This is a genomic window from Actinoplanes sp. NPDC051388, assembly GCF_055586225.1.
The window spans coordinates 197,202-220,796 of the sequence record NZ_JBVJIP010000005.1; the positions used below are offsets into that span (position 1 = coordinate 197,202).

Here is a 23,595-nt window from a genome sequence, read left to right on the forward strand (position 1 = left end):
AGGCTTTGGACGGCGGACACCCCCCGGCCGCACGGTGGAGGCATGCGAATCTTCCTGACCGGGGCGAGCGGATTCATCGGCTCCGCCGTCACCCGAGAGCTCATCGGCGCCGGGCACCAGGTCATCGGCCTGGCCCGCTCGGACGCCTCCGCGGCGGCGCTGACCGCGGCCGGCGCGGACGTGCACCGCGGCGACCTGACCGACCCGGACAGCCTGCGGACCGGCGCGGCCGCCTCCGACGGCGTGATCCACTGCGCGTTCGTGCACGACTTCTCGGACATGGCGGCGACCGCCGCGCTGGACCGGGCCGCGATCACCGCGATCGGCGACACCCTCACCGGGTCGGACCGGCCGTTCGTGGTCACCGGCGGCACCGCGCTGCTCGCGCCGGGCCGGGTCGGCACCGAGGAGGACGGCTTCGAAGGAGACTTCCCGCGGACCGCGTCCGGGCCGCTCGCGCTGGCCTTCGCGGACCGCGGCGTGCGCGTCTCGGTGCTGCGCCTGCCGCCGTCCGTGCACGGCGAGGGCGACCACGGCTTCGTCCCGGCGATGATCGCGGCCGACCGCGACAAGGCCGTGGCCGCCTATGTCGGCGACGGGTCGAACCGCTGGGCGGCCGTGCACCGGCTGGACGCCGCGCGGCTGTACCGGCTGGCCGTGGAGTCGGCGCCGGCCGGCTCGGTGCTGCACGCGATCGGCGACGAGGGCGTGCCGACCCGGAATGTGGCCGAGGTGATCGGCCGTCACCTGGGCGTGCCGGCCGCCTCGATCGGCCCGGACGACGCGCCCGCGCACTTCGGCTGGCTGGCCACCTTCGCCGGGCTGGACACCCCGGCGTCCAGCGTGCTGACGCAGAAGCTGCTGGGCTGGGAGCCGGTGCGGCCCGGCCTGATCGAAGACCTGGACGCCGGGCACTACTTCCCGATCTAGGGAGCGTTCCAGCGGTCGATCACCGGGTCGACCTCGTGCTCGAAACCCAGCACGGAGAGCGTCGCGGTGTCCAGCTTGAGCAGCCTGCCGTCCCGCGGGGGCAGGCCGACCCAGCGGGCGCCGCAGACGCGCAGCGAGTGGCCGTGCGCCACCAGCGCCACATCGCCGCCGGCGAGCAGCGGGCGGGCGCGCCCCAGCACCCGGTCCAGCCTTTCGCCGACCTGCTCGGGAGACTCGCCGCCGGGGCAGCCGTCCGTCCACAGCGACCAGTCCGGGCGCGTCTCGCGGATCTCCTTCGTGCGGATGCCCTCGTAGTCGCCGTAGTTCCACTCGGCGAGGTCCTCGGTGGTCTCGGTGATGGAGATCCCGGCGAGCTCGGCGGTGCGCAGGGCCCGCTTGCGCGGGCTGGACAGCACCGCCACGAACTCGCGCCCGCGCAGTTTGGCGCCGACCGCGCGGGCCTGGTCCTCGCCGGTCCGCGTCAGGTCCAGATCGGTGTACGAGGTGTGCCGGCCGTTCGCGCTCCACTCGGTCTGTCCGTGCCGGATGAGCACGATCTCTCCCACGACGGGCCCCTCTCCTCGGCGTCGATGCCTACCCGGAGAGTAGATCCTCGAACGACGTGGTGAGAGCGAACGGATCGGCGACCGTGGCCGGCGGGCGGCGGCCGATCTCCCGGGCCAGCTCGTCGGCGGCCCGGTCGATCCGGCCGCGCAAACCGGCGTCGGCGAAGTCGGCGGTGGCCGCGTAGACCGACGTCGGCACGGTCGCCGCGCGCAGATAGGCGAACAGCGGTCGCAGCCCGTGCTCCAGCGCCAGCGAGTGCCGCGCGGTGCCGCCGGTGGCGGCGAGCAGCACCGGCTTGTCGGTCAGGGCGTCCTTGTCGAGCACGTCGAAGAACGACTTGAACAGCCCGCTGTACGACCCGGTGAAGATCGGGGTGACCACGATCAGCCCGTCCGCGCCGGCCACCGCGTCCAAGGCGTCGGACAGGGCGGCCGGCGCGAACCCGGTGAGCAGGTGGTCGGTGATCTCGTGGGCGAGGTCGCGCAGCTCGATCACCTGAGTTTCGAAACCGCCCTGGGCCGAGACCGCCGTCGCCAGCCGGTCCGCCAGCAGGCGGGTCGACGACGGCTTGCTCAGCCCGGCGGTGACGACGACGAGCTTCCTCATGCGGACACCTGCTGGCGCTTCCTGAGCAGCGAAGCGTGAGTCGGCGCATCCGGCACGTGCGCGGGCTTGAGCGCCGCGAACTCCTTGCGCAGCACCGGGACGACCTCTTCGCCGAGCAGGTCGAGCTGCTCGAGCACGGTCTTCAGCGGCAGGCCGGCGTGGTCCAGCAGGAAGAGCTGGCGCTGGTAGTCGCCGACGTACTCGCGGAAGCCCAGGGTGCGGTCGATGACCTGCTGCGGGCTGCCGACGGTCAGCGGCGTCTCGCGGGTGAAGTCCTCCATCGCCGGCCCGTGGCCGTAGACCGGGGCGTTGTCGAAGTAGGGCCGGAACTCGTTGACCGCGTCCTGCGAGTTCTTCCGCATGAACACCTGGCCGCCGAGTCCGACGATGGCCTGGTCGGGGTCGCCGTGGCCGTAGTGCGCGAACCGCTCGCGATAGAGGGCGACCATGCGCTGGGTGTGCGACGCGGGCCAGAAGATGTGGTTCGCGAAGAAGCCGTCGCCGTAGTAGGCGGCCTGCTCGGCGATCTCCGGGCTGCGGATCGAGCCGTGCCAGACGAACGGCGGGAGGTCGTCCAGCGGGCGCGGGGTGGAGGTGAACGACTGCAGCGGCGTGCGGAACTTCCCGGACCAGTCGACGGTGTGCTCGCGCCACAGCCGGTGCAGCAGCGCGTAGTTCTCGATGGCGAGCGGGATGCCGGCCCGGATGTCCTTGCCGAACCACGGGTAGACCGGGCCGGTGTTGCCGCGGCCCATCATCAGGTCGACCCGACCGCCGGAGAGGTGCTGCAGCATCGCGTAGTCCTCGGCGATCTTCACCGGGTCGTTGGTGGTGATCAGCGTGGTCGACGTGCTGAGCAGCAGCTTCTCGGTCTGGGCGGCGATGAAGCCGAGCATGGTGGTGGGCGAGGACGGGACGAACGGCTCGTTGTGGTGCTCACCGGTCGCGAACACGTCCAGGCCGACCTCTTCGGCCTTCTTGGCGATGGTGACCATCGCGGTGATGCGCTCGTGCTCAGTCGGCGTCCGCCCGTTCGTGGGGTCGGGTGTTACGTCGCCGACGGTGAAGATCCCGAACTGCATGACGCGCTCCTGAGTCTCAGCGGCGGGACCGATCGTCCCGGACTACCCGCACAACTTCTTTGACGCGTCAATTATTTCATAGTCAGATACCGGCGATGAAGGCCCCCAGGCCACTGGCCTGCGTGCGCCAGTCCCGCGGGTTCGGGTTGCCGCCGGCCCACTTCTGCCCGACCCGGTTGAACGAGTCCCGGCTGCTCCCCCAGATCACGTCGCCCTGCGCGGTGATGTAGCCGCGATAGCTCCCGGTGACCGTCGACAGGTCGCTCAGGTAGCGCATGAAGATGCCCTTGAACTGCTTGCCGTTGTCGTCACAGGTGCGGTCCGGCGCATCACACGACTCGGTGAGCACGCCGTTCTTGGTCAGCACCGGCGAGGCGATCGCGGCGTCGGCCAGCATCCGGCCGGAGTTGAGCACCCCGGCGTTCCCGGTGGCCCGCCAGACCTCGACGGCCGCGCCGATCGCCAGCCCCTGGTTGTACGTGTAGACGGTCTGCCCGTTGTTCTGGCAGTTGCCGTTCAACCCGTCGTTGACCAGCCCGGACGAGTTCACCAGTCCGCTGCGGGCGAACCAGTTCCAGCCGGTGACCGCCCGGTTGAGCCAGGTCGTGTCGCCGGGCAGCCGGTTGTGCAGCACCGCGGTGAGCCGGATGTAGAGCCCGATGGTGACCGCGTTCTTGTACGTGCGCTCCCGGTCCCACCACACGCCGCCACCGCACGTCGAGGTGTCCCAGTACTGGTGCACGTAGTTGGCGATGATCACCGCCTCGTCCAGGTATTTCCGGTCGCCGGTCAGGTCGTACGCCTGCAGCCAGGCGATGCCCCACCAGGCCACGTCGTCGATCGCCCGGCTGATGAAGTGGCCCTCGATCGGGTCGCTGCTCTTCACCCCGGCCGGGAACACGCCCCTGTTCCGCTCGAACGTGTTGTCCACCACCCAGCGGTAGTCGGTACGCCCGGTACGCTTCATCCAGTCCATCAGCGTGGTCAACGCGACCGCCGAGTTCCACCAGCTCGACGGCCACCACGCGGTGTCCGGCCGGTAGGAGAACATCAGCGCGTCCGCGGCGGCCGCCGCCCGGTCGTGCCCGGGCCGCGCCCACGCCGTGCAGCTGCCGGCGCTGCCGGAGACGGCCCGCCCGCAGGCCCGCAGCGCGCCGCCGTAGAGATATGACTTCGGGTCGCGGGAGGCGTAGAGCACCGTGCGGGCGCCGGTGGCCCCGGCCGGGGTGCTGGTGCGTCCCAGCGAGGAGCCGGCGGGCCAGCTCGCGCCCTCGTCCCAGCTGCGGTCCAGCCAGATCTCGTCGCCCTGGGCGCCGTTCGCGATGGTGGCCCAGGCCATGCCGCGGTCGTCCAGGTGCAGCGCGATGGTGCGCCCGGCGAGCGTGGTCGGCCCGACCGGCTGACGGTCGCCGACCGGCGTGGTCTCGCCGTCGCAGCCGACGTCACAGGCTCGGACCCGCACCCAGTCGGTGCACTGCACGCCGCCGGCGTCACCGCAGGCCCGGACCATGCCGCGGCGGTGGGCGACCGGGTCGGCCAGGTTGTACATCAGCGTCCGGGTGCCGGTCCAGGAGCCCGGGATGGTGGCCCGGCCGAGCAGCGGCTCCCAGGTCGGCCCGCCGTCCCAGCTGCGGTCCAGCCAGACCGCGTTGCCGGCGGTGCCGTTGTCGATGCTGGCCCAGGCCATCGCGTCGGCCTCGGAGTAGTGCAGGGCGATGCGGCGGCCGTTCTGGATGCGGTCCGGCACCGGGAAGGTGTCCTGCCGGGCCTGGCTCGGGTCGCGGGTGTCGCAGTGCACCGAGCAAACCGTCGCCTGCACCAGATAGAAGGGCTCCTCCGCCGCCGCCGGGGCGGCGTGCAGAAACGTTCCGAAGAGGACGGTGGCGAGCAGCGCGGCAACTCGGACCATGCCTCACATAGTGAGCCCCGTCGATGATTACAGCAAGGTTTGATAACGGATTCGCGCCCGTTCGAGCACCGTGTCCAGGTCAATGCGCTGGTGATCGTGGGAGAAGCGGCCGTGCTCGGCGACGTACGCCCGCAGCCGCTCGAGGTAGTCCAGGCACCAGCGGACATCGCGCTCGCGGATCGCCCGCCGCCCGGCGACGTCCACGAAGACCGGGCTGGTGTGCGCGAACGCGGTCTCGTCGAGCACCCGGCCGCCACCCTCGCCCCGGGCCACGGCGGCGATCCACAGCGGCCGGTCGACGTCGATCGTGTGCCGCCCGGCTCCCGCAGCAAGCTCGCCGTCCGGCCCGACCAGCGTCACCGAGGCGTCGTCCGTGCAGGTCACCTCAACGACCAGCCGGTCACCGGCGGCGCGGTCGAGCACCGCGCCCGGGCCGTCGCCGTCCACGGTCAGCGTGAGCCACGGGCCGTTGGTGACCACGGTGCGGCAGGCCCGGACGGCGTCCTGGAACGCGGCCACCGACAGCGGCTCGGCGCCGAGCCGGGCATAGACGCGGGCCCAGCCGGGCGGGTTGGAGGAGGCGCCGGGGCCGTGCGCGAAGGACAGGAACGCGTCGGTGCCGGCGGTGGCGGCCAGCCGCAGGCCGCAGGACAGCAGCCGGTGATAGAGGAAGGCCGAGCCCTCGCTGTCCGCGGGCGAGAGCAGGTCGACCGAGTCGATCAGGCCGAGCGCGGCGTCGGCGATCAGCTCGCGGGCCTCGACCGAGCGCGGGGTGCCGAAGAACCGGTCGGCCGACCAGTCGTCCGGGAACGCATCCCAGGCCGGGTGCGCGTAGCCGATGGTGGCGCCGAGCTCACGCAACTCCGCGCAGGCGGTCGCGTTGGGCGGCCAGTCGTCCGGCGCGTCCGAACCCTCGTGGCCGGCGTGGTAGCGCGCCGGGGTGCCGGTCGGTCCCAGCGCGTGCACGTGCCCGAGCAGGTCGTTGCGGTATTCCACGCCCATCCGGGCGCCCGGCCACAGGTCCGTGCCGACGGTCGCCTCGAGCAGCTCACGGTCGTAGACGCGGGTGCCGGAGAAGTTGCCGGCCACCAGGTTCATCAGGTGCAGGCCCTCGCCGCGCTGCATGCGGGCGGCGTCCTCCGGCGCGCACACCAGGTCGCCGCTGTAGTTGAGGTGCACGTGTAGGTCACCGCCGTACCACCCGGCCGCGGCCGGATCGAAGAGCCGCGGCGGGTCACTCTCGATCGTCTCGGTCGCCCCCGGCGCCGGATCCCTCCGGTACGCGAGAACGCCGAACTCCAGCCCCCGAGTGCAGGTGATCGTCAGCCCCGCCGCCGGCACCTCGAGCGTGACGTCGTGCCCGTGGAAGTACGGCCGATCGTGCACGTCCCACTTGGGCTGCACGCCGTCCGGGAACCAGGCGCCACCGGTCTCGTCCACCACCGACCAGCGGGCGCAGGTGGGCGACACCAGCCGCAGCGTGGCCGCCGCGCACTCCCGTACGGCGCCGTGGAAGGGCGCCTCCGCCACGTCCACCGTCTCCAGGTCGTCCTCCGTCACCACGTCGATCGGCACGGTCCGCCCCGGGATCAGCAGCCGCGGCGGACCCGCCCGATGCTCGCCGCCCCGGACCACGACCAGGCCCGCCGGCACGTCGTCGCCGACCACCTCGCGCAGCGCGCCGGCCCAGTCGCCGGTCTCCGCGCCGCGTTCCAGCACCGGGCCCAGCCGGCTGAACCGGGCCCAGCGCCAGGACGGCGGCGCGTCGCCACCCCAGTCCCAGCCGTTGCGGCGGCGCAGGTCGTGGTAGTGCGCGAGCATCTCGATGACCGCGGGCGGCAGGTCGAGCACGGCGTCGTGATCACAGCACATGCCGGACAACCTATCGGCCCTGCAGTCCCTTCACGTTGGTGCCGAAGGTCCAGCCGCGCGAGCCGTCCCAGTTCGCCGACCAGGTCATCAGGCCCTTGAGCGAGCCGTTGAAGTGGTTCCAGGACGTGGTGACCTGGCCGGTGGACATGTAGCCGCCACCCGCGCCGGGCTGGGCCGGCAGGCCGGGCACCTGCTTGTCATAGGGGACGCGGATGGTGACGCCCTGGATCACCAGGCCGGTGTTCAGGCACGTGGTCTGCACGATGAAGCCCTGCTCGGTGCCCGCCGGATAAGAGTCGCCGGAACAGCCGTACATCGAGCCGTTGTAGTACTGCTGATTGAGCCACCACAGCCGGCCGTTGTCCGCGTACTTCTTGATGATCGGCAGGTAGGCGCCCCAGATCGAGCCGTAGACCACACTGCCGCCGGTCACGTACGCCGTCTCCGGCGCCATCGTCAGACCGAAGCCGGACGGCATCGCGGCCAGCACCCCGTCGATGATCCGGATCAGGTTGGCCTGCGACGCGGACAGCACAGTGATGTTGCCGCTGCCGGTCAGCCCGGTCTCGATGTCGATGTCGATACCGTCGAAGTTGTAGCGCCGCAGGATCGGCACGATGGTCGCGACGAACCGGTCGGCGACGACGGACGAGCTGAGGTCGATGCCCGCGGTGGCCCCGCCGATCGACATCAGGATGGTGGCGCCGGCCGCCTTGGCCGCGCACATCTCGGCCGGGGTGGCCACCTTGACGCCGGAGTCCATGCCGTCCTGCCAGAGCACCGTGCCGTCGGAAAGGATCACCGGGAAAGCCGCGTTGAGCACGTTGTAGCCGTGCTGCTTGAGCCGCGCGTCGGTGATCGGGATCCAGCCCAGGCCCGGGTGCACGCCGTTCGAGGCGCCGTCCCAGTTCTCCCAGTAGCCCTGCAGCACCTTGCCGGCCGGCTTGCCCTTGAGCGCACAGGTCCCGCCGGGCGGCGGGTCGGTCGGCGGCGGGTCGGTGGGCGGCGGGTCGCTCGGCGGCGGATCCGAGGGTGGCGGGTCGCTGGGCGGCGGTGTCGTGCCGCCTTCGCACGCGCCCAGGTCGCGCCACAGCGACGGGGTCGAGGCCGGGTTCCAGCCGGCGCCCGGCCAGGCGGTGTGCCCGACCAGCGCCTGGTACTGCCGGCTCCGGTAGGTCACCAGAGCGCCGAGCTGATAGGTGTTGCCTTCCGCCCAGGCCGGCGCGGTGCAGGCCACCGCGGCCGAAGCCGGGCCCGCCGCGACGGAGCCGGCGGACACGGCCACCGTCATCGTCGCGGCCAGCAGCAGGACCATCCATCGACGTCGCATAGCGTCATCGTGATACTCACCACGGTAAATATCAAGGGTTCTTTACAGATAGAGCGTCGCGAATCAGGGCGGCCGTCTCCGCGGTGGGCAGGTCGTGGTTGCCGCCGCCCGGCACCTCGACGTGCCGGCCGATCGGGATCATCGCCGCGCCCGCCCGCAGCGCCGGCCAGGTGTCCGCCCCGATCATCACCAGCGTCGGCACGGTCACCGCCGCCATCGCCGGCGTGGGCACGGCGAGTTCGGTGGTCAGGATCGCGTCGTAGACCGTGCTCTGCGCCATCGACACCAGGCCGGGCCACATCGGCGAGCGCCGGATCTGCTCGATGACCGGCGCCGGCAGCCCGATCCCCTCGGCCTGGAAGAGAGCCACCGCGTCGCCCGGGCGGCCGTCGTCGATCAGCGCCTGCTGGCGTGCGGCCAGGCCCGGCTGTGCGCGGCCGAACGGCGCCTCGTACAGGAAAAGGTGGTTGATCTTGATCGTGGTCGCCGCGTGCAGCGCGAGCATCGCGCCCGACGAGAAACCGAAGACCGCGGCCCCTCGGCCCGCGACGCCGATCACGGCCGCGAGATCCTCGATCTCCCGGCCGATCGTGTACGCGGGCGCGTCACCGCTCGCCCCCCGCCCCCGCCGGTCATAGGCGACCACGGTGCAGTCCCGGGCGAGCTCGGCGGCCAGCGAATCGAAGCGCGAGTGATCGTTGAACGCTCCCCCGACGAACACCACGGCCGGCCCGCGGCCCGCCTTCCGATAGGCGATCGTGGTGCCGTCGGCGGACGTGGTCCTCGCCATGCTCATCTCAGTCATGCCCTCAGGACGAACGAGGACCCGCGGTGAGGACGGATGGTCACCGCGGACCGCCGGCGCGCAGCACCGCGATCGCCTCCTCGCGGGTGGCGACGCCGAGCTTGCCCAGCATGTCCGAGACCCGGTTGCGGATGGTCTTCGGTGCGAGGAACAGGCGCGCGGCGACCTGCGAGGTGGGCAGGCCCTGGGCGAGGAGCTCGAGGATCTCCAGGTCCCGCGAGTCCAGTGCGGCGAGCGCGCCGGGCTGCGGTGCGGCGGCCGCCGCGGCCACGACCGCGTGCTGCGCGCCCCGGCCGATCACCAGGCTGCCGCGGGCGGCGGCATGGATCGCGGCCAGCACGTCCTCCGGATCGGAGTCCTTGAGGAGGTAGCCGTCCAGGCCGGAGCCGAGGCTGCGGATCACGAACTGGTCGTCGGCGTGCATGGTGAAGACGACGACCCGCAGCCGCGGCCAGCGCCGCTTGAGCTCGGCGCCCAGCCCGATGCCGTCGCCGTCCGGCAGGTTGAGGTCCAGCAGGGCGACGGCCGGCTCGGCGGACACCGCGAGCGCCTCGGTGGCCGAGCGCGCCGCGGCGACGAGCTCCAGCTCCGGGTCGGATCCGACGAGCGCGGTCAGCCCGCCGAGCACGATCGGATGGTCGTCGACCACCAGCACCCGGATCACGTCGTCACCGCCCGCGCCGGCAGCTCCACGCGCAACCGGGTGCCGGTCGCCTGCGCGGCCACGGTGACCTGCCCACCCAGCTCGTGCGCCCGCCGCCGCAGCGAGGACAGGCCGACGCCCCAGACGATCGGGCCACCGGCGCCGTCGTCGCCCACGTCCACCGCCACGGTCCCGCCGACGCCGCGCACGGACACCGTGACCCGCCCGGCGCCGGCGTGCCGCAGGGCGTTGGTGACGCCCTCGGCGACCGACCGGTAGACCGCCACCGCGATCTCCACGGGCAGGTCGCCGTCCAGGCTGACGTCCAGCACGACGGCCGGGCCGTGACCGGCGAACGATCCGACGAGCCGGCGCAGCGCGGCGGCCAGGTCGCCGTCCTCCAGGCCGGACGGGGTGAGGCCGGCGACGATGCGGCGCAGGTCGCTGCGGCAGGCGGCCAGGTCGGTGGCCAGCGTCGCGAGCACCGGCGTCGGCTCCCGGGTCAGCTCGGCGCGCACCCGCAGGCTCATGCCGACCAGCACCGGGCCGAGCCCGTCGTGCAGGTCGCCGAGGATGCGGGCGCGCTCGGCGTCCCGCTGACGGGCCACGTCCCGGCGGGCGTGGTCGGCCTCGACGGCGAGCCCGACCGCCCTGGCCATCAGCGACACGGTGGGCAGCAACTGCGCGACGATCCGCTGCTGCCGCGGCTCGGGGCCCTCCGGATGGGCGGGCTCGAGCGTCATGGTGCCGACCCGGTCCCCGCCGATCACCAGCGGGCACACCTCCCAGTGCCGGGGCACGTCCGGCGCGTCCGGACCGAGCACCAGGCCGACCTGCCGGTGCCCGCTCGCCGCGGCGACCATCGCGGCGGCCTTTCCGAGCAGCTCGCGGGCGTCGGTCAGGGTGTGCAGGCCGGAGGTGATCTGGGCGACGTCAGCGGCGGAGAGGGTCCCGCGCCCGTAGCGGCGCTGCAGGAACGACCGGCGGACCCACAGCGCCGCCGGGAGGACCACGCCGGCGGTGACCACGGCGGCGAACGCCCCGGACAGGTCCGGTCCCGGTACGCCCGCACGGGCGGCGGCGACCCGGATCACCGTGCCCACCGCCGCCCCGCAGGCGATCGTGGCGGCGGCGATCGCGACGTCGAGCAGCGGCTCGTCGACCGGGCGCAGCTCGCGAATCGTCTCCAGCCGGCAGACCACCGCGGCCATCGCCCACAGGCCGAGCGTGGTCACCACGGCGGTCACCCGCGGGCCGGCGACCACCACGGTCACCGCGATCGTGCCGGTCAGCACGGCGGCGAACACCACCAGCCAGACCAGGCGGCGCCGGGCCATCCGGTCGGCGGCCCGGTCGACGCCCCAGGCGATCACCGCCAGCGCGGCCAGGACCGGCGCGACGCCCAGCCACTCCCACCAGCGTTCCAGCGCCGGCCAGCCGGCCCGGTCGCGCAGCACCACGACGGCCAGGATCGAGACCACGGCCGGGACGACCGCCAGCACCGCGAGCGACCGGCCGAGCCGCGACCGCGGGTCCCGGTCCAGCAGCAGGGCCGCCGCGACGCCGAAGGCCGGCCAACCGAAGGCGTGCACGGCGGCGGCCGGCACCGCGTTCTGGGTGAACCCGAGCAGGCCCGGCGTCACCCCGGCCCCGGTGGCCAGCGCGGCGACCACGACGCCCCGCGACAGGCCACGGGCGGCCATCGAGTTGCTCACGGGTACATACTGCGGCCTGGGGCCCGCACCGGGGCAGACCCGCGGGACCGGCCGGGATCCGCCGGGACGGCCCGGGACACCGGGGTGCTGGTGGCCGGGACGCGGGCGGCCGCACGGTGAAGGCACCTCCCCGGCACCCGACCGGGGCGCTGAACGGAGGCACCCACCATGTCCGCCACCACCACCCCGACCGAGCTCCGCACCAGCCGCGGCCCGTCCGCGCCGATCCTGGTCGGCGGCGCGGTCCTGCTGTCCACCGTCGCGAACATCGCCCTCCAGGCCGCCGACATCGTGTTCACCGACCGGGACCCGAACCGGACGGACGGCCCGATCGACAGCATCGTGAGCATCTCCGTCGCCGGCGGCGTCGCCCTGATCATCGCGCTGGCGATCGCCCTGCCGCTGGTGCGGGAACCGGCCCGGGCCCGGATCGGCGCCATCGTGCTCGGCGCCCTGGCGCTGGTGACGGTGCCGTTCTTCTGGTCCGGCGCGCCGGCCGCGTTCGGCGCTTCGGCGGCCTGGGTCGCCGGGCTGACCAGGGGTGGCCGGCCGCAGACCGGCGTGGCGCGCGGGTTCGGCATCATCGGCTTCGTGGTCGCCGTGCTGACCGTGGTCGCCGTCTTCGTCGGGTCCGTCGGCGCCCTTCTCGGCTGAACGTGTCCTCCGCGGCGGGCGTTGTTCGTCCCTCGACGAGAAGAACGCCTGCTAAGGAGGAACCATGCGATACCTGTTGATGATCAGCGCCGACGAGGCGACCGCCGAGGAGAACTTCGCGACGCGCACGGATCTGCCCGACTTCGACGCCTGGATGGCCGACCTGGAGAAGCGTGGCGTGCTCGAACTGCACGCCGGGCTGGAGATGAGCTCGAACGCCACCACCGTGCGGGTGCGCGACCAGGAGGTGCTGCTCACCGACGGGCCGTTCGCCGAGGGTCGGGAGCAGGTCGGCGGGCTGGCCCTGGTGGACGTGGCCGACCTGGACGAGGCGATCGCGATCGCGGCCGGCCACCCGGCGACCTACTTCGGGCAGGTCGAGATCCGCCCGCTGCGCCCCTGATGACCGACGTCGAGGCGGTGCTCGCCGAGTCGTTCCGCGCCGATTGGGGACGGGTGGTGGCCACCCTGATCGGCGCGCTCGGCGACTGGGATCTGGCCGAGGAGTCGGCCCAGGAGGCGTACGCCGCCGCGCTGCTCGCGTGGCGGCGGGACGGCGTGCCGGACAACCCGCGGGCCTGGCTCACCACCACGGCCCGCAACCGGGCAGTCGACCGGCTCCGGCGCGCCAGGGTCGGCGCGGAGAAGCTGCGTTCCCTCGCCGTCGAGCCGGTCGCCGATCTCGACGTCGACCTGGACGCGCTGGAGAGCGGCATCGAGGACGACCGCCTCCGCCTGCTCTACACCTGCTGCCACCCAGCGCTGTCGCTGGAGTCGCAGGTCACCCTCGCCCTGCGGACGCTGTGCGGGCTGAGCGCGGAGGAGATCGCCCGCACGTTCCTGGTGTCCGAGCCGACCATGGCCAAGCGCCTGGTCCGCACCCGGCAGAAGATCAAGCTGGCGGGCATCCCCTACCGGGTTCCACCGGCGCATCTGCTGCCTTCCCGGACCACCGGCGTGCTGTCCACCATCTATCTGCTCTTCCACCAGGGGTACGCGGACGGCCGCGCCGATCTGCGCGCCCACGCCCGCCATCTGGCGGCCCTCACCGCCGACCTGATGCCGGACCATCCGGAGGCGGGCGGCCTGCACGCGTTGCTGCTGCTGCTCGACGCGCGCGCGGCCGCCCGGGCCCCGGACGGCGTGCTGGTCCCCCTCGACGAGCAGGACCGCTCGCTGTGGGACCGGTCGATGATCCGGTCGGCCGACCGGGTGCTGCGGCGGGCGCTGCGCCGCGAACAGCCCGGGCCATATCAGCTGCAGGCCTTGATCGCGGCCTGCCACGTGCAGGAACGCATCGACTGGGCGCGGGTGGCCGCCCTCTACGACCGCCTGCTCGCCGTGGTGCCGTCGGACACCGTGCGGCTCAACCGGGCGATCGCGCTGTCCCTGCGCGACGGCCCCGACCTGGCCCTGCTGGACGGCATCACCGACCACCCGTTGCTGGCCGCGACCCGCGCCGATTTCCTGCGCCGGGACGGCGACCCGGCCGCCGCGGCGGCGGCCTATCGCGAGGCACTGCCGAACGCGCCGACCGACGCCGACCGCGCCTACCTGGAACGGCGACTGGCCGAGGTCACCGCAGCGGGTTCGGCCAGCGCAGGCGACGCAGCCTGCGGCGGGCGAACGTGATCCCGTCGCGGGCGTTGAGCCGTTCGTAGCGGTGCAGGGCGTCGCGGGTCGCGAGCAGGGCCGCGCCACGGCGCCCGGCGTCGCGGTGCGCCAGGCCGAGGTCCAGCAGGACGGGCGCGACGTAGCGGTCGAGGACGTCTCGGCTGACCTGCAGCCGCCCGAAGACCACCACGGCCTGCTCCAGCGCTCGCAGCGCCGCCTCGCTGTCGCCCGCCGCCCGCAGCCCCACGCCCAACACACCCAGGGCCCGGGCCGTCTCCAGCGTCTGGCCGGCGGCGATGAGTCGTTCGACCGCCTCGCCGCGCATCGCGTGGGCCCGCGGCGCGACCTCCCGCTCGGCCCGTTTCAGCAGCGTCCGGCCGATCAGCAGGTCGGTGTCGGGGCCGGGCGGCAGGGCACGCAGGGCTTCCAGACCGGCGCCGCCGCAATCGGCGCACCAGGCGGGCAGGCGCTGGTGGAGGTGGTCGCGGACGAGCCGGTCCTGCTCGTCGACGGCCGCGGCGTACTGGGCGACGAGGGCGACCGCGATCCGGTCCTCCAGCCGGACCGGGCCCGGCACGCCGGCCAGGACGCGCGCGACCGACGGGGTCTCCAGCGCGGCCGGCGCCACCGGGTCGTCCGGCCCGGATCCGGCGCGGGCCCAGCCTCCGCCGGCGCCGCGCACCAGGTGCGGATTCGTCAGCGCGAAGGCGTTGGCGTCCGCGGCGCCGAGGGTCACCCCGTCCGGCAGCAGGAACGACGCCATGGTCGCCCAGACCGCCGCTGGGAAGCCGGGACCCGCCCAGATCAGGGCGTGACGCAGCGCCTCGTCGTCGCGGTCGCCGAACCGCAGCCGGCGGATCACCTCATCCCGATGCGTCACACCGCCCTCCCGGAGCCCAGGGTAAACGGGTCCGGTTCCGTCCACGGTGGATCGTCCGGTTATGGCCGGGATCTGACCACGCGATAGGCCGGGAGGGTGGCCGCCGCCACCGCCAGCAGCAGGCATGCCGCCACCGCGGCGGCGACGGCCGGCCACGACACCAGGACGGGCACGTGGACGCCGATCTGCGCACCCAGGGAGCGCGCCGAACCGGCCACCGCGAGCACCCCCGCCGTGCCGCCGAGCAGTGCGCCGATCGCCACGACCAGCGCGGACTCCAACGCCACCGCGCCGAGCACCTGCCGGCCGGACGCGCCGGCCAGCCGCAGCACCCGGTAGTCGGGTCCGCGCCGCCGAGCGGTCATGAGCAGCGTGTTGGCGACGGCGAGGGCGCCCGCCCCGGCCGAGACGGCGAGCAGCAGCAGCGTCAACAACGCGACCAGCCGGTCGTCCTCGGCGTCCGCCTGCCGGGCCAGTTCGGCACGGTCGGCCAACCGGGCTCCGTCCACGGCCGGGCCGGGTGGCGCCGCCGGGGCGAGGGCCGACGGGTCGTGCCGGCGCACGGTGTCCCGGGCCAGCACCAGGTCAGCCGGGAACGGGCCGGGCGGCGGGCTGCCGGTCACCCGAAACGTCTCGGGCAGGCCGTCGGCGAAGGTCACCGTGACGGCCGGACCGTTGCCCGGCGGGGCCAGGGCGGTGCCGGCGGCGACCCGGTCCGCCCCGATCGCCTGAACCGCGCTCGCTCCCAGGTAGACGGTCGTGTCCAGCGGCGCCCGGCCCGCGGCCCCGTCGTGCAGGCCGGGAGTCCCGTCCGGCACCAGCACCGCGCCCGCCGGGACGGTCTGCGAACGGCGGGCCGCGAAGGCGGCGGCCGAGGTCTGCGCGGTGCCGGTGACGAAGACCGCGAAGGCCACGGTGAACAGCACCGGCGCGGCGGTGGCGGCGGTCCGGCGGGCGGCGGTGCGGGCGCTCTCCCGGGCGAGGGTGGCAACGATCCCGGTCAGCGGCCCCAGCAGCAGCCGGACCAGGACCGGCACCACCGCGGGCGCGAGCAGGGCGGTCGCGGCGATCAGCGCCATCGCCCCGAGCAGCGCATAGGAACCGAGGTCCCGCAGGTCGCCGGAGGTCGCGGCGGCGACGCCCGCACCGGCCGCGCCGGTCGCCGCCACTGACCCGGCGATCCACCGGGCCCGGCTCATCGCGCGCGGCTCCACCTCGGCGACCCGCAGCGCCTCCATCGGGCTGATCCGGGCCGCCCGTCGCGCCGCCGCGGCCGAACCGGCCAGCGCGATCAGCGGCCCGGCGGCCAGCGCGACGGCGAGCACCCAGGGCTGCCAGCGCACCGCGAAACCGGCCGGTTCGACCCGGGCGCCGACCAGCAGGCGGGCGATCGGGATCGCGACGAGGCCGCCCAGCACCACCCCGGCCAGCGCGGCGGCCGAGCCCAGCAGCGCCGCCGACCGGTAGAGCATCCCGCGGACCTGTCGCGGGGTCGCGCCGACGGCCCGCAGCAGGCCGATCTCGCGGCGCCGCTGGTTCACCGCATAGGCCGACGTGGAGGCGACCAGGAACACGCAGGCGAAGCCGGCCAGGGCGGTCGTCGCGGTGAGCATCTGCATGCCGATCCACCGGGTCCGGGCGTCGGCGCGCGGCTCGGCCCGGCCACGGTCGGCGCCGGTCAGGACGGTTCCGGCGGAGCCGATCACGGCGCGCACCGCTGCCGGGTCCGGGTTTCCGGAGAGGCCGATGACCCGTACGCCGGGGGCCAGCCGCGCGGCGTCCGCGGTGGACAGATGCACCCCGCGCAGGCCGGTGTGCCCGCTGACCCGCCACTCCCCCGGCCCGGCCGCGGTCAGCAGGGTGAGCGTCCCGCCGACCGGCACCCCGAGCGAGCGGCCGGCGATCACCTCACCGGGACCGGGCGGGTCCGCGCCGAGCCACTCGTGACCGGTGACGCTGCCCGGCACCGGGCGTCCGTCGCGCAGCGGCTGGGCATAGAACGTGCGGTCCACGACCACGGTGCCGACGCCCGGGACGGGCCGCAGCCGGTCCGCCAGGGACCGCGCCTCGGTGTCGGACCACGGCCGCGGCTCGGCGAACTCGTCCGGCCGGTTCGCCGCCGCCGGGCTCTGCACCAGCACGGCATAGTCGTCCAGGCGGTCCGGCACGCGCGGCTGCCCGGAGGTGAGCAGCAGCAGGAACGTGGTGACGACGGCGGTGCCGAGCAGCACCGCCAGGAACGTGCCGAGGCGGTCGCGGGTCAGCATGCCGCCTCCAGCGAGGTCAGCCGGTCGGCCACGGCGGCCGCGTCCACGCCGGTCAGCTCGTCGGTGATCCGCCCGTCGACCAGCAGCAGGACCCGGTCGGCGACGGCCGCGGCGACCGGGTCGTGGGTGACCAGCACCACGGTCCGGCCGTGCTCGTCGACCAGGTTTCGCAGCAGCGCGAGCACCTGGCGCGAGGTGCGGTGGTCGAGCGCACCGGTCGGTTCGTCGGCGAAGACCACGGCCGGCCGGGTGAACAACGCCCGGGCGATCGCCACCCGCTGCTGCTGGCCGCCGGAGAGCTCGCGCGGCCGATGCCCGGCCCGATCCTCCAGGCCGACCTCGGCGAGCGCGGCCCGCACCTCGGCCGGCCGGGCCCGGCGGCCGGCCAGGCGCAGCGGCAGGGCCACGTTCTGCGCCGCGGTCAGCGACGACACCAGGTTGAAGTCCTGGAACACGAAACCGATCCGGTCCCGGCGCAACCGGGTGAGCGCGTTGCCGCCGAGGTCGCCGAGCACGGTCCCGCCGATCGTGACCGTGCCCGCCGTGGGCGGTTCCAGGCCCGCGGCGCAGTGCAGCAGGGTGGACTTGCCGGAGCCGGACGGGCCCATGATCGCGGTGCAGGTGCCCTCGGCGAAGGCGGCGCTCACCCCATCGAGGGCGGTCACCTCCCCCGCCGCGGCGGGATAGCGCTTGTGCAGCTCGTGCAGGACGACAGTCATGGCATCACGATCGCGGTGCGCGGCGGCGAAGGCGTCCGGCCCGGGGCTGGATTCCGGCGTCCGTCCCCGGGCGGGCCGGCCGGCGGCGGGTCATCCTCAGGTCTGACCGCCCGCGGGTGGACGCGCCGGCGGGCAACGCTGACTACCCTCGGTCGCGTGACCCTCCCGGCCAAGCTGGTGCGATCGGCGCTGGACCTCCTGCTCGCCGTCGTGGCCGGCCTGTTCGGGCTGTACGCGGCCGCCGAGTCGCCGCTGCCACCGGCCGCCGGCCTGCGGGAACCGGCCTGGGTCACCGCGCTCGCCGCGGTGGCCCTCGGCGCGCCGATGCTGACCCGCCGCCGGTGGCCGGTGCTCAGCGCGTCGACCGTGGGCGCGGCGGCCGGTCTGGTGCTGGCCACCGGCATCGTCCCGGACTACGCCTCGGCCGGCCCGCTGGTCGCCGCCGGCGCGATCATGTACTCCCTCGGCCTGCGCGTCCCGGGGCGCACCGGGACGACGGCCGCGGTGGCCGTGACCGGTCTGCTGCTCGCCGGCGCGGCGACCGGGGATGCCTCCGCCGGTGGACCCGGCCCGGCCGCCGCGGCGCTGGCCACGCTGGTCTGCGGAGCGAGCTGGGCGATCGGCTGGGCGCTGCGCGAGCGCCGCCGGCACGCCGAGCTGACCGCCACCCAGACCACCGCGCGGGCGGTCGCCGAGGAGCGGCTGCGGATCGCGCGGGAGATGCATGACATCGTCGGGCACAGCCTGAGCCTGATCGCGGTGCGCGCGGCAGTCGCCAACCACGTCGCCGGGCAGCGGCCGGAGGAGGCCGTCGCCGCCCTCGAGGTGATCGAGGCGACCAGCAAGGAGGCACTCGCCGAGCTGCGGCGGTCGGTGGGCGCGTTGCGCACCGAGGCGGACTTCGCGGCGCCGCGGACGCTGGCCGATCTGGCCCGGCTCGCGGATCAGGCCGGGTCCGGCGGCGTGACGGTGCGGCTCGACGTGCGCGGTGGTGACGACGCGCCGGACGGGGTGGTGCTGGCCGCATACCGGATCGTGCAGGAGTCCCTGACAAACGTGGTGAAGCACGCGGCGCCGGCGGTCTGCACGGTGGACGTCCTGGGCGGCGACGGCCGGTTGCGGATCGAGGTGACGGACGACGGCACCCGGCGGCCGCCACCGGCCGCCGCCGGCTCCGGTCTCGCCGGGATGCGCGAGCGGGCGGCCGCGCACGGCGGCGACCTGAGTGCCGGGCCGCAGCCCGGTGGGGGCTTCACGGTGGTGGCCACCCTGCCGTACGGGGCGGGCCGATGAGCGGCGACGTCCGGGTGCTGATCGCGGACGACCAGACCCTCCTGCGGGCCAGTTTCCGGCTGCTCGTCGACCTCACGCCCGGCCTGGTCGCGGTCGGCGAGGCGGGCACCGGCGCCGAGGCGGTCGCCCTGGCCCGAAGCGAGCGGCCGGACGTGGTGCTGATGGACATCCGGATGCCCGATCTCGACGGGATCGAGGCGACCCGGCAGATCTGCGGCGACCCGGCGACCCCGGACACCCGCGTTCTCATCCTGACCACGTTCGACTTCGACGAGTACGTGTTCGCCGCCCTCCGCGCCGGCGCCAGCGGCTTCCTGCTCAAGGACGTGGCGCCCGCCGACCTGGTGACCGCCGTGCACGTGGTGGCCGGCGGCGACGCCCTGCTGGCCCCGGCGGTCACCCGCCGCCTGATCGCCCACTACGCCGCCCGCCCCGAGCCGGCCAGCCGCCCGGCGACCGGCCTGCACCAGGTGACCGACCGCGAGCGCGAGGTGCTGACCCTGATCGCCACCGGCCTGTCGAACACGGAGATGGCCGCCCACCTCAGCGTCAGCGTGGCCACGGTGAAGACCCACGTCGGCCGTCTGCTGGCCAAGCTGCACGCCCGGGACCGGGCCCAGCTGGTGATCGTCGCCTACGAGACCGGACTGGTCACCGCCTCGCGGGATCAGGGCCAGCGCAGGTCGAGCGGCAGGCCGTAGAAGTCGGCGAACGGCTGCAGGGCCCCGGCCACGTGTCTGCGGTCGGCCACCTTGACGGTGGTCAGCGGGGTCACGTTGACCACCGCGGCCTTCTTGGTCAGCGTGCGTTTCCAGATCGCCACCACCCGGCCGGCCCGGACGATGGTCGCCTGGAAGACGCCGTTGTTCCCGGGCACCACCGCCTGGAACTGGGAAGGGTCGAGCATCAGCGAGCGGTCCTTGTAGCCCAGCATGTATTCGTCGAAGCCGGGCAGCGCGACCCAGTCGTCCAGGTCCGGCAGGTCGGCGTCGAGCAGTGCCGGGTCGAGCACCGAGCCGTCCACCGTGGTCAGGGCGTCGCCCGCGGCGGCCACCCCGGCGCGGCAGTCGCGGATGGTCAGGCCGGTCCAGCGTTGCAGGTCGGCGACCGTGGCCGGGCCGTGCGAGCGGAAGTAGCGCAGCGCGATGATGCCCAGCGCCTCCTCGCGCGTCGGGGTGTTCGGTTCGGGGGCCCACTCGTCCAGGAGCACGAAGGTCTGCTCCTTGCCGACGTGCGGGGCGATGGCCGTCACGCCGCGCTGGCTCGCGTACCAGAGCATGTGGTAACCCTGCTGACCGCTCACGTCGATGCCCGCCTCGGTGAGCGTGGCCAGGCACTCGGCCCGCGTCAGGCGGCCGCCGCCCTTCAGGGCGAGGGCGAGCGTCTCGACGCCGCGCTCGGCCGCCTGCTCGGAGAGGCCGATGATCTCGCGGCGCTGGGCGGCGCCGGCCAGCGCGCGAACCCCCATCAGGTCGAGCATCCAGCGGGCGTCCTCGGGCGGCACCAGATGCACCGTGCCGCGCATCGGCCAGGTGCGGATCGCCTCGCGGCGCTCCAGGGCGGCGGTCACCGCGGCCACGTCCAGCGCGGGCAGGCGGACGCCGAGCGACCAGAGGCCGCTGGCCATGTCCTGCGCCTGCATCGCCCCGAACCAGCGAACCACCCCGGCGACCGAGTCACCGGAGTGGTTCCTGAGCAGCAGGCTCGTGAGTCTTGCCGCGAGCGGGTCAGAGACGGCCACGAGCGGCACGGTACCGCGCGATCAAGGTGTTCGTGGAGGAGTCGTCGTCGGCGTCGGCCGCCTCGGTGAGCTTCGGCGCGAGCTGGTTGGCCATCTTCTTGCCGAGCTCGACACCCCACTGGTCGAACGAGTTGATCTCCCACACCGTGCCCTGGGTGAAGGTGATGTGCTCGTAGAGGGCGATGAGCTGGCCCAGCGTGGCCGGCGTGAGCTTGTCGGCGACGATCGTGGTGGTCGGGTGGTTGCCCTGCATCACTCGGTGCGGCGCGATCGCCGGGTCGGTGCCCTCGGCCTCGACCTGCTCCAGCGTGCGCCCGAAGGCCAGCGCGCCGGTCTGCGCGAAGAAGTTGGACATGAACAGGTCGTGCATGCCGCCGATGTCGTGGTTGGGCTGGTTGAAGCCGATGAAGTCCGCCGGGATCATCTTCGTGCCCTGGTGGATGAGCTGGTAGAAGGCGTGCTGCCCGTTGGTGCCGGGCTCGCCCCAGAAGACCTCGCCGGTCTGGAAGTCGACCGGGGTGCCGTCCAGCCGGGTCGACTTGCCGTTGCTCTCCATGGTGAGCTGCTGGAGATAGGCGGCGAACCGGTGCAGGTATTGCGAGTAGGGCAGCACGGCGTGCGACTGGGCGCCGAGGAACGTGTCGTACCAGACGTTCAGCAGGCCGAGCAGGGCCGGCACGTTGCGCTCGATCGGCTGGGTCCGGAAGTGCTCGTCGACGGCGTGGAAGCCGGCCAGCATCTCGCGGAAGTGGTCCGGGCCGATCGCGATCATCACCGACAGGCCGACCGCGGACGGCACCGAGTAACGGCCGCCCACCCAGTCCCAGAAGCCGAACATGTTCGCGGTGTCGATGCCGAACGCGGACACCTTCTCCGCGTTGGTGCTGACCGCGACGAAGTGCTTCGCCACGGCGGTGTCGTCCCGCAGCGCCGCCAGCAGCCAGTTGCGTGCCTCGGTGGCGTTGGTCAGCGTCTCCTGCGTGGTGAACGTCTTCGACACGATGATGAACAGCGTCGTCGCCGGGTCGAGGTCGTGGGTCTTGGACCAGAGGTCGGTCGGGTCGATGTTCGACACGAAGCGGCACTCGATCTCGTCGTGCTTGTAGGCCTTCAACGCCTCATAGGCCATCACCGGCCCGAGGTCGGACCCGCCGATGCCGATGTTGACCACGGTGCGGATGCGCTGCCCGGTGGCGCCGACCCACTCGCCGGAGCGCACCTTGTCGCTGAACGCGGCCATCCGGTCGAGCACCTCGTGCACGTCGGCGACCACGTCCTGCCCGTCGACCACCAGCGCGGCGTCGCGCGGCAGGCGCAGCGCGGTGTGCAGCACGGCGCGGTCCTCGGTCACGTTGATGTGCTCGCCGGCGAACATGGCCGCGGTGCGTTCCCGCAGGTGCGCACGCTCGGCGAGGGCGACGAGAGCGCTCAGCGCCTCATCGGTGATCAGGTTCTTGCTGTAGTCCACATAAAGGTCGGCGACCTCGGCGGTGAGCCGCTCCCCGCGCCTCGGGTCGCTGTCGAACAGGTCTCGCAGATGCACCCCGGAGAACTTCTCCGCGTGCCCCTGCACGGCCTGCCACTCGGCGCTGTCGGAAACGTGATCGGTCATTCTGCTCGCCACTCCCGCGTTCGAACCCGGACTCTCGAGCCCATCGTGGCACGAATCCCAGCCGCCCGCCGTCAGAACCCCCTCAGGTCGGAAGCCCACCCGGATACGCGCGCCGTGGCCCCAACCACAACACCGGACCGACGCCGGCCGAGGCGGCCACCACGCCCCCGGACCCGGGGCCGGATCGGCCACCGGAAGCGCCGCATGATCATCTTCAGCTTGATGCCCAACGCCAAGATCGGCGATGGCGGCCATGGCGACGGTGGCGATGTTGGAGAGGTCGCGGGTGCAGATCTCGCCACCGGCGCCGGTGAGCGCGGGTCACTTGAGGAATCGGGTCCGGAGCCCTGCTATGCCACCAGCCTGAGCGACTCGCGCCACAGGCGTTGCGCGGCCTCCGGGTCGAGCGCGTACGCCGCGACGCCCGTCCGAGTGCCCTCGACGTGCGGCACCGCCTCGTTGCAGTCCTCGAAATAGCGGCCGCCCACGCCGTCGACCAGCGGCGACGCCGCCAGTAGCACGGATGTGGCGGCGCCTTGCCCGGTGGTCTTCCAGTTCGGCGCCGCGCTGCCACCGGCGGCCGCCCGCAGCCGGTTGAGGTCCTCCTCGGTGACGTGCCGCTGCAGGTTGGTCCGGATGCCGCCCGGGTGCAGCGCGTTGACCCGGATGCCCTCGTTCGCCCAGCGGCGGGACGCTTCGACCGCGAACAGCACGTTCGCCGTCTTCGACTGGCCGTATGCCGACCAGGGCTCGTACTCCCGCTGCTGGAACATGATGTCGTCGAAGACGACCGGCGAGCGCAGGTGGGCGGCCGAGCTGACCGACACGACCCGGGCGCCGCCGGCCGCGGCCAGGGCGCCGTGCAGGCCGGTGGCCAGCCGGAAGTGACCCAGGTGGTTGGTGGCGAACTGCAGCTCCCAGCCCTCCCGGGTGCGGGTCAGCGGCGCGGCCATCACCCCGGCGTTGCCGACCAGGATGTGCAGCGGGCCCTCCCAGTCCCGCGCGAAGGCGGCGATCGCGCCGGCGTCGGCCAGCTCGATCGGGGCCACGAAGACGCTCTTGTTGCCGGTGGTGGCGGTGATGTCGTCGGCCACTCGCTCGCCCGCGGCGGTGTCGCGGACCGCGAGGGTGACCTCGGCGCCGGCGCCGGCCAGGGCGCGGGCGGTCTCGATGCCGATGCCGGACGCGCCGCCGGTGACGACCGCGCGCTTGCCGGTGAGGTCGATGCCGCCGATGACCTCGGCGGCGGTGGAGGTGGCGCCGAACGGCGTCGTGATGCGGGACATGGTTGATCCCATCTACGATTTGAACCGGAGGGTCCTCCGCTACACCACCGAGCTTAATCGGAGGAGCCTC

Annotated in this window: 21 protein-coding genes; 6 read left to right on the plus strand and 15 right to left on the minus strand. The window is 73.7% G+C overall.

Annotated features, from left to right (window positions below; genetic code table 11):
• The first annotated feature begins 42 nt into the window (after positions 1-42).
• On the plus strand, positions 43-930 hold the full coding sequence (locus ACZ6TI_RS15175; RefSeq protein WP_465345636.1) for an SDR family oxidoreductase: 888 nt from the start codon (positions 43-45) through the stop codon (positions 928-930).
• On the opposite strand, the gene ACZ6TI_RS15180 is transcribed toward ACZ6TI_RS15175, so the two are convergent.
• The 9 genes from ACZ6TI_RS15180 to ACZ6TI_RS15220 form a co-directional block, all read right to left on the minus strand.
• Positions 927-1,496 carry a histidine phosphatase family protein gene (locus tag ACZ6TI_RS15180; RefSeq protein WP_465345637.1) on the minus strand — a complete coding sequence of 190 codons (570 nt, stop codon included), beginning with the start codon at positions 1,494-1,496 and terminating at the stop codon, positions 927-929. The two genes, ACZ6TI_RS15175 and ACZ6TI_RS15180, sit on opposite strands and share 4 nt — an antisense overlap.
• 28 nt (positions 1,497-1,524) lie before the next feature.
• Entirely contained in the window at positions 1,525-2,103 is a 579-nt protein-coding gene (locus tag ACZ6TI_RS15185; RefSeq protein WP_465345638.1) for an FMN reductase, read from the minus strand.
• Entirely contained in the window at positions 2,100-3,185 is a 1,086-nt protein-coding gene (locus tag ACZ6TI_RS15190) for an LLM class flavin-dependent oxidoreductase (RefSeq protein WP_465345639.1), read from the minus strand. The genes ACZ6TI_RS15185 and ACZ6TI_RS15190 overlap by 4 nt, the downstream gene beginning before the upstream one ends.
• Positions 3,186-3,267: 82 nt before the next feature.
• The gene (locus tag ACZ6TI_RS15195) at positions 3,268-5,094 is read right to left on the minus strand and encodes a glycoside hydrolase family 76 protein (RefSeq protein ID WP_465345640.1); all 1,827 of its coding nucleotides are present in this window, start codon (positions 5,092-5,094) and stop codon (positions 3,268-3,270) included.
• 27 nt (positions 5,095-5,121) lie between these two features.
• Positions 5,122-6,966 carry a CehA/McbA family metallohydrolase gene (locus ACZ6TI_RS15200; RefSeq protein ID WP_465345641.1) on the minus strand — a complete coding sequence of 615 codons (1,845 nt, stop codon included), beginning with the start codon at positions 6,964-6,966 and terminating at the stop codon, positions 5,122-5,124.
• 10 nt (positions 6,967-6,976) lie between these two features.
• Complete coding sequence (locus tag ACZ6TI_RS15205) at positions 6,977-8,296, minus strand: carbohydrate-binding protein (protein ID WP_465345642.1); 1,320 nt, start codon at positions 8,294-8,296, stop codon at positions 6,977-6,979.
• A 31-nt stretch (positions 8,297-8,327) separates the two neighbouring features.
• Entirely contained in the window at positions 8,328-9,101 is a 774-nt protein-coding gene (locus ACZ6TI_RS15210; protein WP_465345643.1) for an alpha/beta fold hydrolase, read from the minus strand.
• 40 nt (positions 9,102-9,141) lie between these two features.
• A complete protein-coding gene (locus tag ACZ6TI_RS15215) occupies positions 9,142-9,765 on the minus strand; it encodes a response regulator (RefSeq protein ID WP_465345644.1) in 624 nt (207 codons plus the stop codon).
• Positions 9,762-11,459: a sensor histidine kinase gene (locus ACZ6TI_RS15220; RefSeq protein ID WP_465345645.1), complete on the minus strand. Its 1,698-nt coding sequence runs from the start codon at positions 11,457-11,459 to the stop codon at positions 9,762-9,764. Before ACZ6TI_RS15220 ends, ACZ6TI_RS15215 begins: the two co-directional genes overlap by 4 nt.
• Before the next feature lie 168 nt (positions 11,460-11,627).
• On the opposite strand from ACZ6TI_RS15220, the gene ACZ6TI_RS15225 reads away from it, so the two are divergent.
• The 3 genes from ACZ6TI_RS15225 to ACZ6TI_RS15235 all read left to right on the plus strand — a co-directional run bounded on the left by ACZ6TI_RS15225 (position 11,628) and on the right by ACZ6TI_RS15235 (position 13,745).
• Positions 11,628-12,113 (plus strand): hypothetical protein, encoded by a 486-nt coding sequence (locus tag ACZ6TI_RS15225; protein ID WP_465345646.1) that lies wholly within the window; start codon positions 11,628-11,630, stop codon positions 12,111-12,113.
• Positions 12,114-12,177: 64 nt separating this feature from the next.
• Positions 12,178-12,516 (plus strand): YciI family protein, encoded by a 339-nt coding sequence (locus ACZ6TI_RS15230; RefSeq protein WP_465345647.1) that lies wholly within the window; start codon positions 12,178-12,180, stop codon positions 12,514-12,516.
• On the plus strand, positions 12,516-13,745 hold the full coding sequence (locus ACZ6TI_RS15235) for an RNA polymerase sigma factor (protein ID WP_465345648.1): 1,230 nt from the start codon (positions 12,516-12,518) through the stop codon (positions 13,743-13,745). Before ACZ6TI_RS15230 ends, ACZ6TI_RS15235 begins: the two co-directional genes overlap by 1 nt.
• Here ACZ6TI_RS15235 and ACZ6TI_RS15240 read toward each other — a convergent pair.
• Genes ACZ6TI_RS15240 through ACZ6TI_RS15250 form a run of 3 tightly spaced genes read right to left on the minus strand, consistent with a single transcriptional unit; the run spans position 13,690 to position 17,593 of the window.
• Complete coding sequence (locus ACZ6TI_RS15240; protein ID WP_465345649.1) at positions 13,690-14,607, minus strand: hypothetical protein; 918 nt, start codon at positions 14,605-14,607, stop codon at positions 13,690-13,692. The two genes, ACZ6TI_RS15235 and ACZ6TI_RS15240, sit on opposite strands and share 56 nt — an antisense overlap.
• Before the next feature lie 59 nt (positions 14,608-14,666).
• A complete protein-coding gene (locus ACZ6TI_RS15245) occupies positions 14,667-16,874 on the minus strand; it encodes an ABC transporter permease (RefSeq protein WP_465345650.1) in 2,208 nt (735 codons plus the stop codon).
• On the minus strand, positions 16,868-17,593 hold the full coding sequence (locus ACZ6TI_RS15250) for an ABC transporter ATP-binding protein (protein ID WP_465345651.1): 726 nt from the start codon (positions 17,591-17,593) through the stop codon (positions 16,868-16,870). Before ACZ6TI_RS15250 ends, ACZ6TI_RS15245 begins: the two co-directional genes overlap by 7 nt.
• 156 nt (positions 17,594-17,749) lie before the next feature.
• Between ACZ6TI_RS15250 and ACZ6TI_RS15255 the strand changes: the two genes are divergently transcribed.
• Both ACZ6TI_RS15255 and ACZ6TI_RS15260 read left to right on the plus strand, forming a co-directional pair.
• Positions 17,750-18,886, plus strand: a complete 1,137-nt coding sequence (locus ACZ6TI_RS15255; RefSeq protein ID WP_465345652.1) for a sensor histidine kinase — start codon at positions 17,750-17,752, stop codon at positions 18,884-18,886.
• Positions 18,883-19,587 (plus strand): response regulator, encoded by a 705-nt coding sequence (locus ACZ6TI_RS15260; protein ID WP_465345653.1) that lies wholly within the window; start codon positions 18,883-18,885, stop codon positions 19,585-19,587. The genes ACZ6TI_RS15255 and ACZ6TI_RS15260 overlap by 4 nt, the downstream gene beginning before the upstream one ends.
• Here the strand turns inward: ACZ6TI_RS15260 and ACZ6TI_RS15265 are convergent.
• The 3 genes from ACZ6TI_RS15265 to ACZ6TI_RS15275 form a co-directional block, all read right to left on the minus strand.
• On the minus strand, positions 19,554-20,627 hold the full coding sequence (locus ACZ6TI_RS15265) for a winged helix DNA-binding domain-containing protein (protein WP_465345654.1): 1,074 nt from the start codon (positions 20,625-20,627) through the stop codon (positions 19,554-19,556). The genes ACZ6TI_RS15260 and ACZ6TI_RS15265 overlap by 34 nt on opposite strands.
• Complete coding sequence (gene pgi, locus ACZ6TI_RS15270) at positions 20,614-22,239, minus strand: glucose-6-phosphate isomerase (protein WP_465345655.1); 1,626 nt, start codon at positions 22,237-22,239, stop codon at positions 20,614-20,616. Before pgi ends, ACZ6TI_RS15265 begins: the two co-directional genes overlap by 14 nt.
• Before the next feature lie 350 nt (positions 22,240-22,589).
• Positions 22,590-23,525, minus strand: coding sequence for an SDR family NAD(P)-dependent oxidoreductase (locus ACZ6TI_RS15275; RefSeq protein WP_465345656.1), 936 nt, complete (start codon positions 23,523-23,525; stop codon positions 22,590-22,592).
• Positions 23,526-23,595 lie beyond the last annotated feature (70 nt).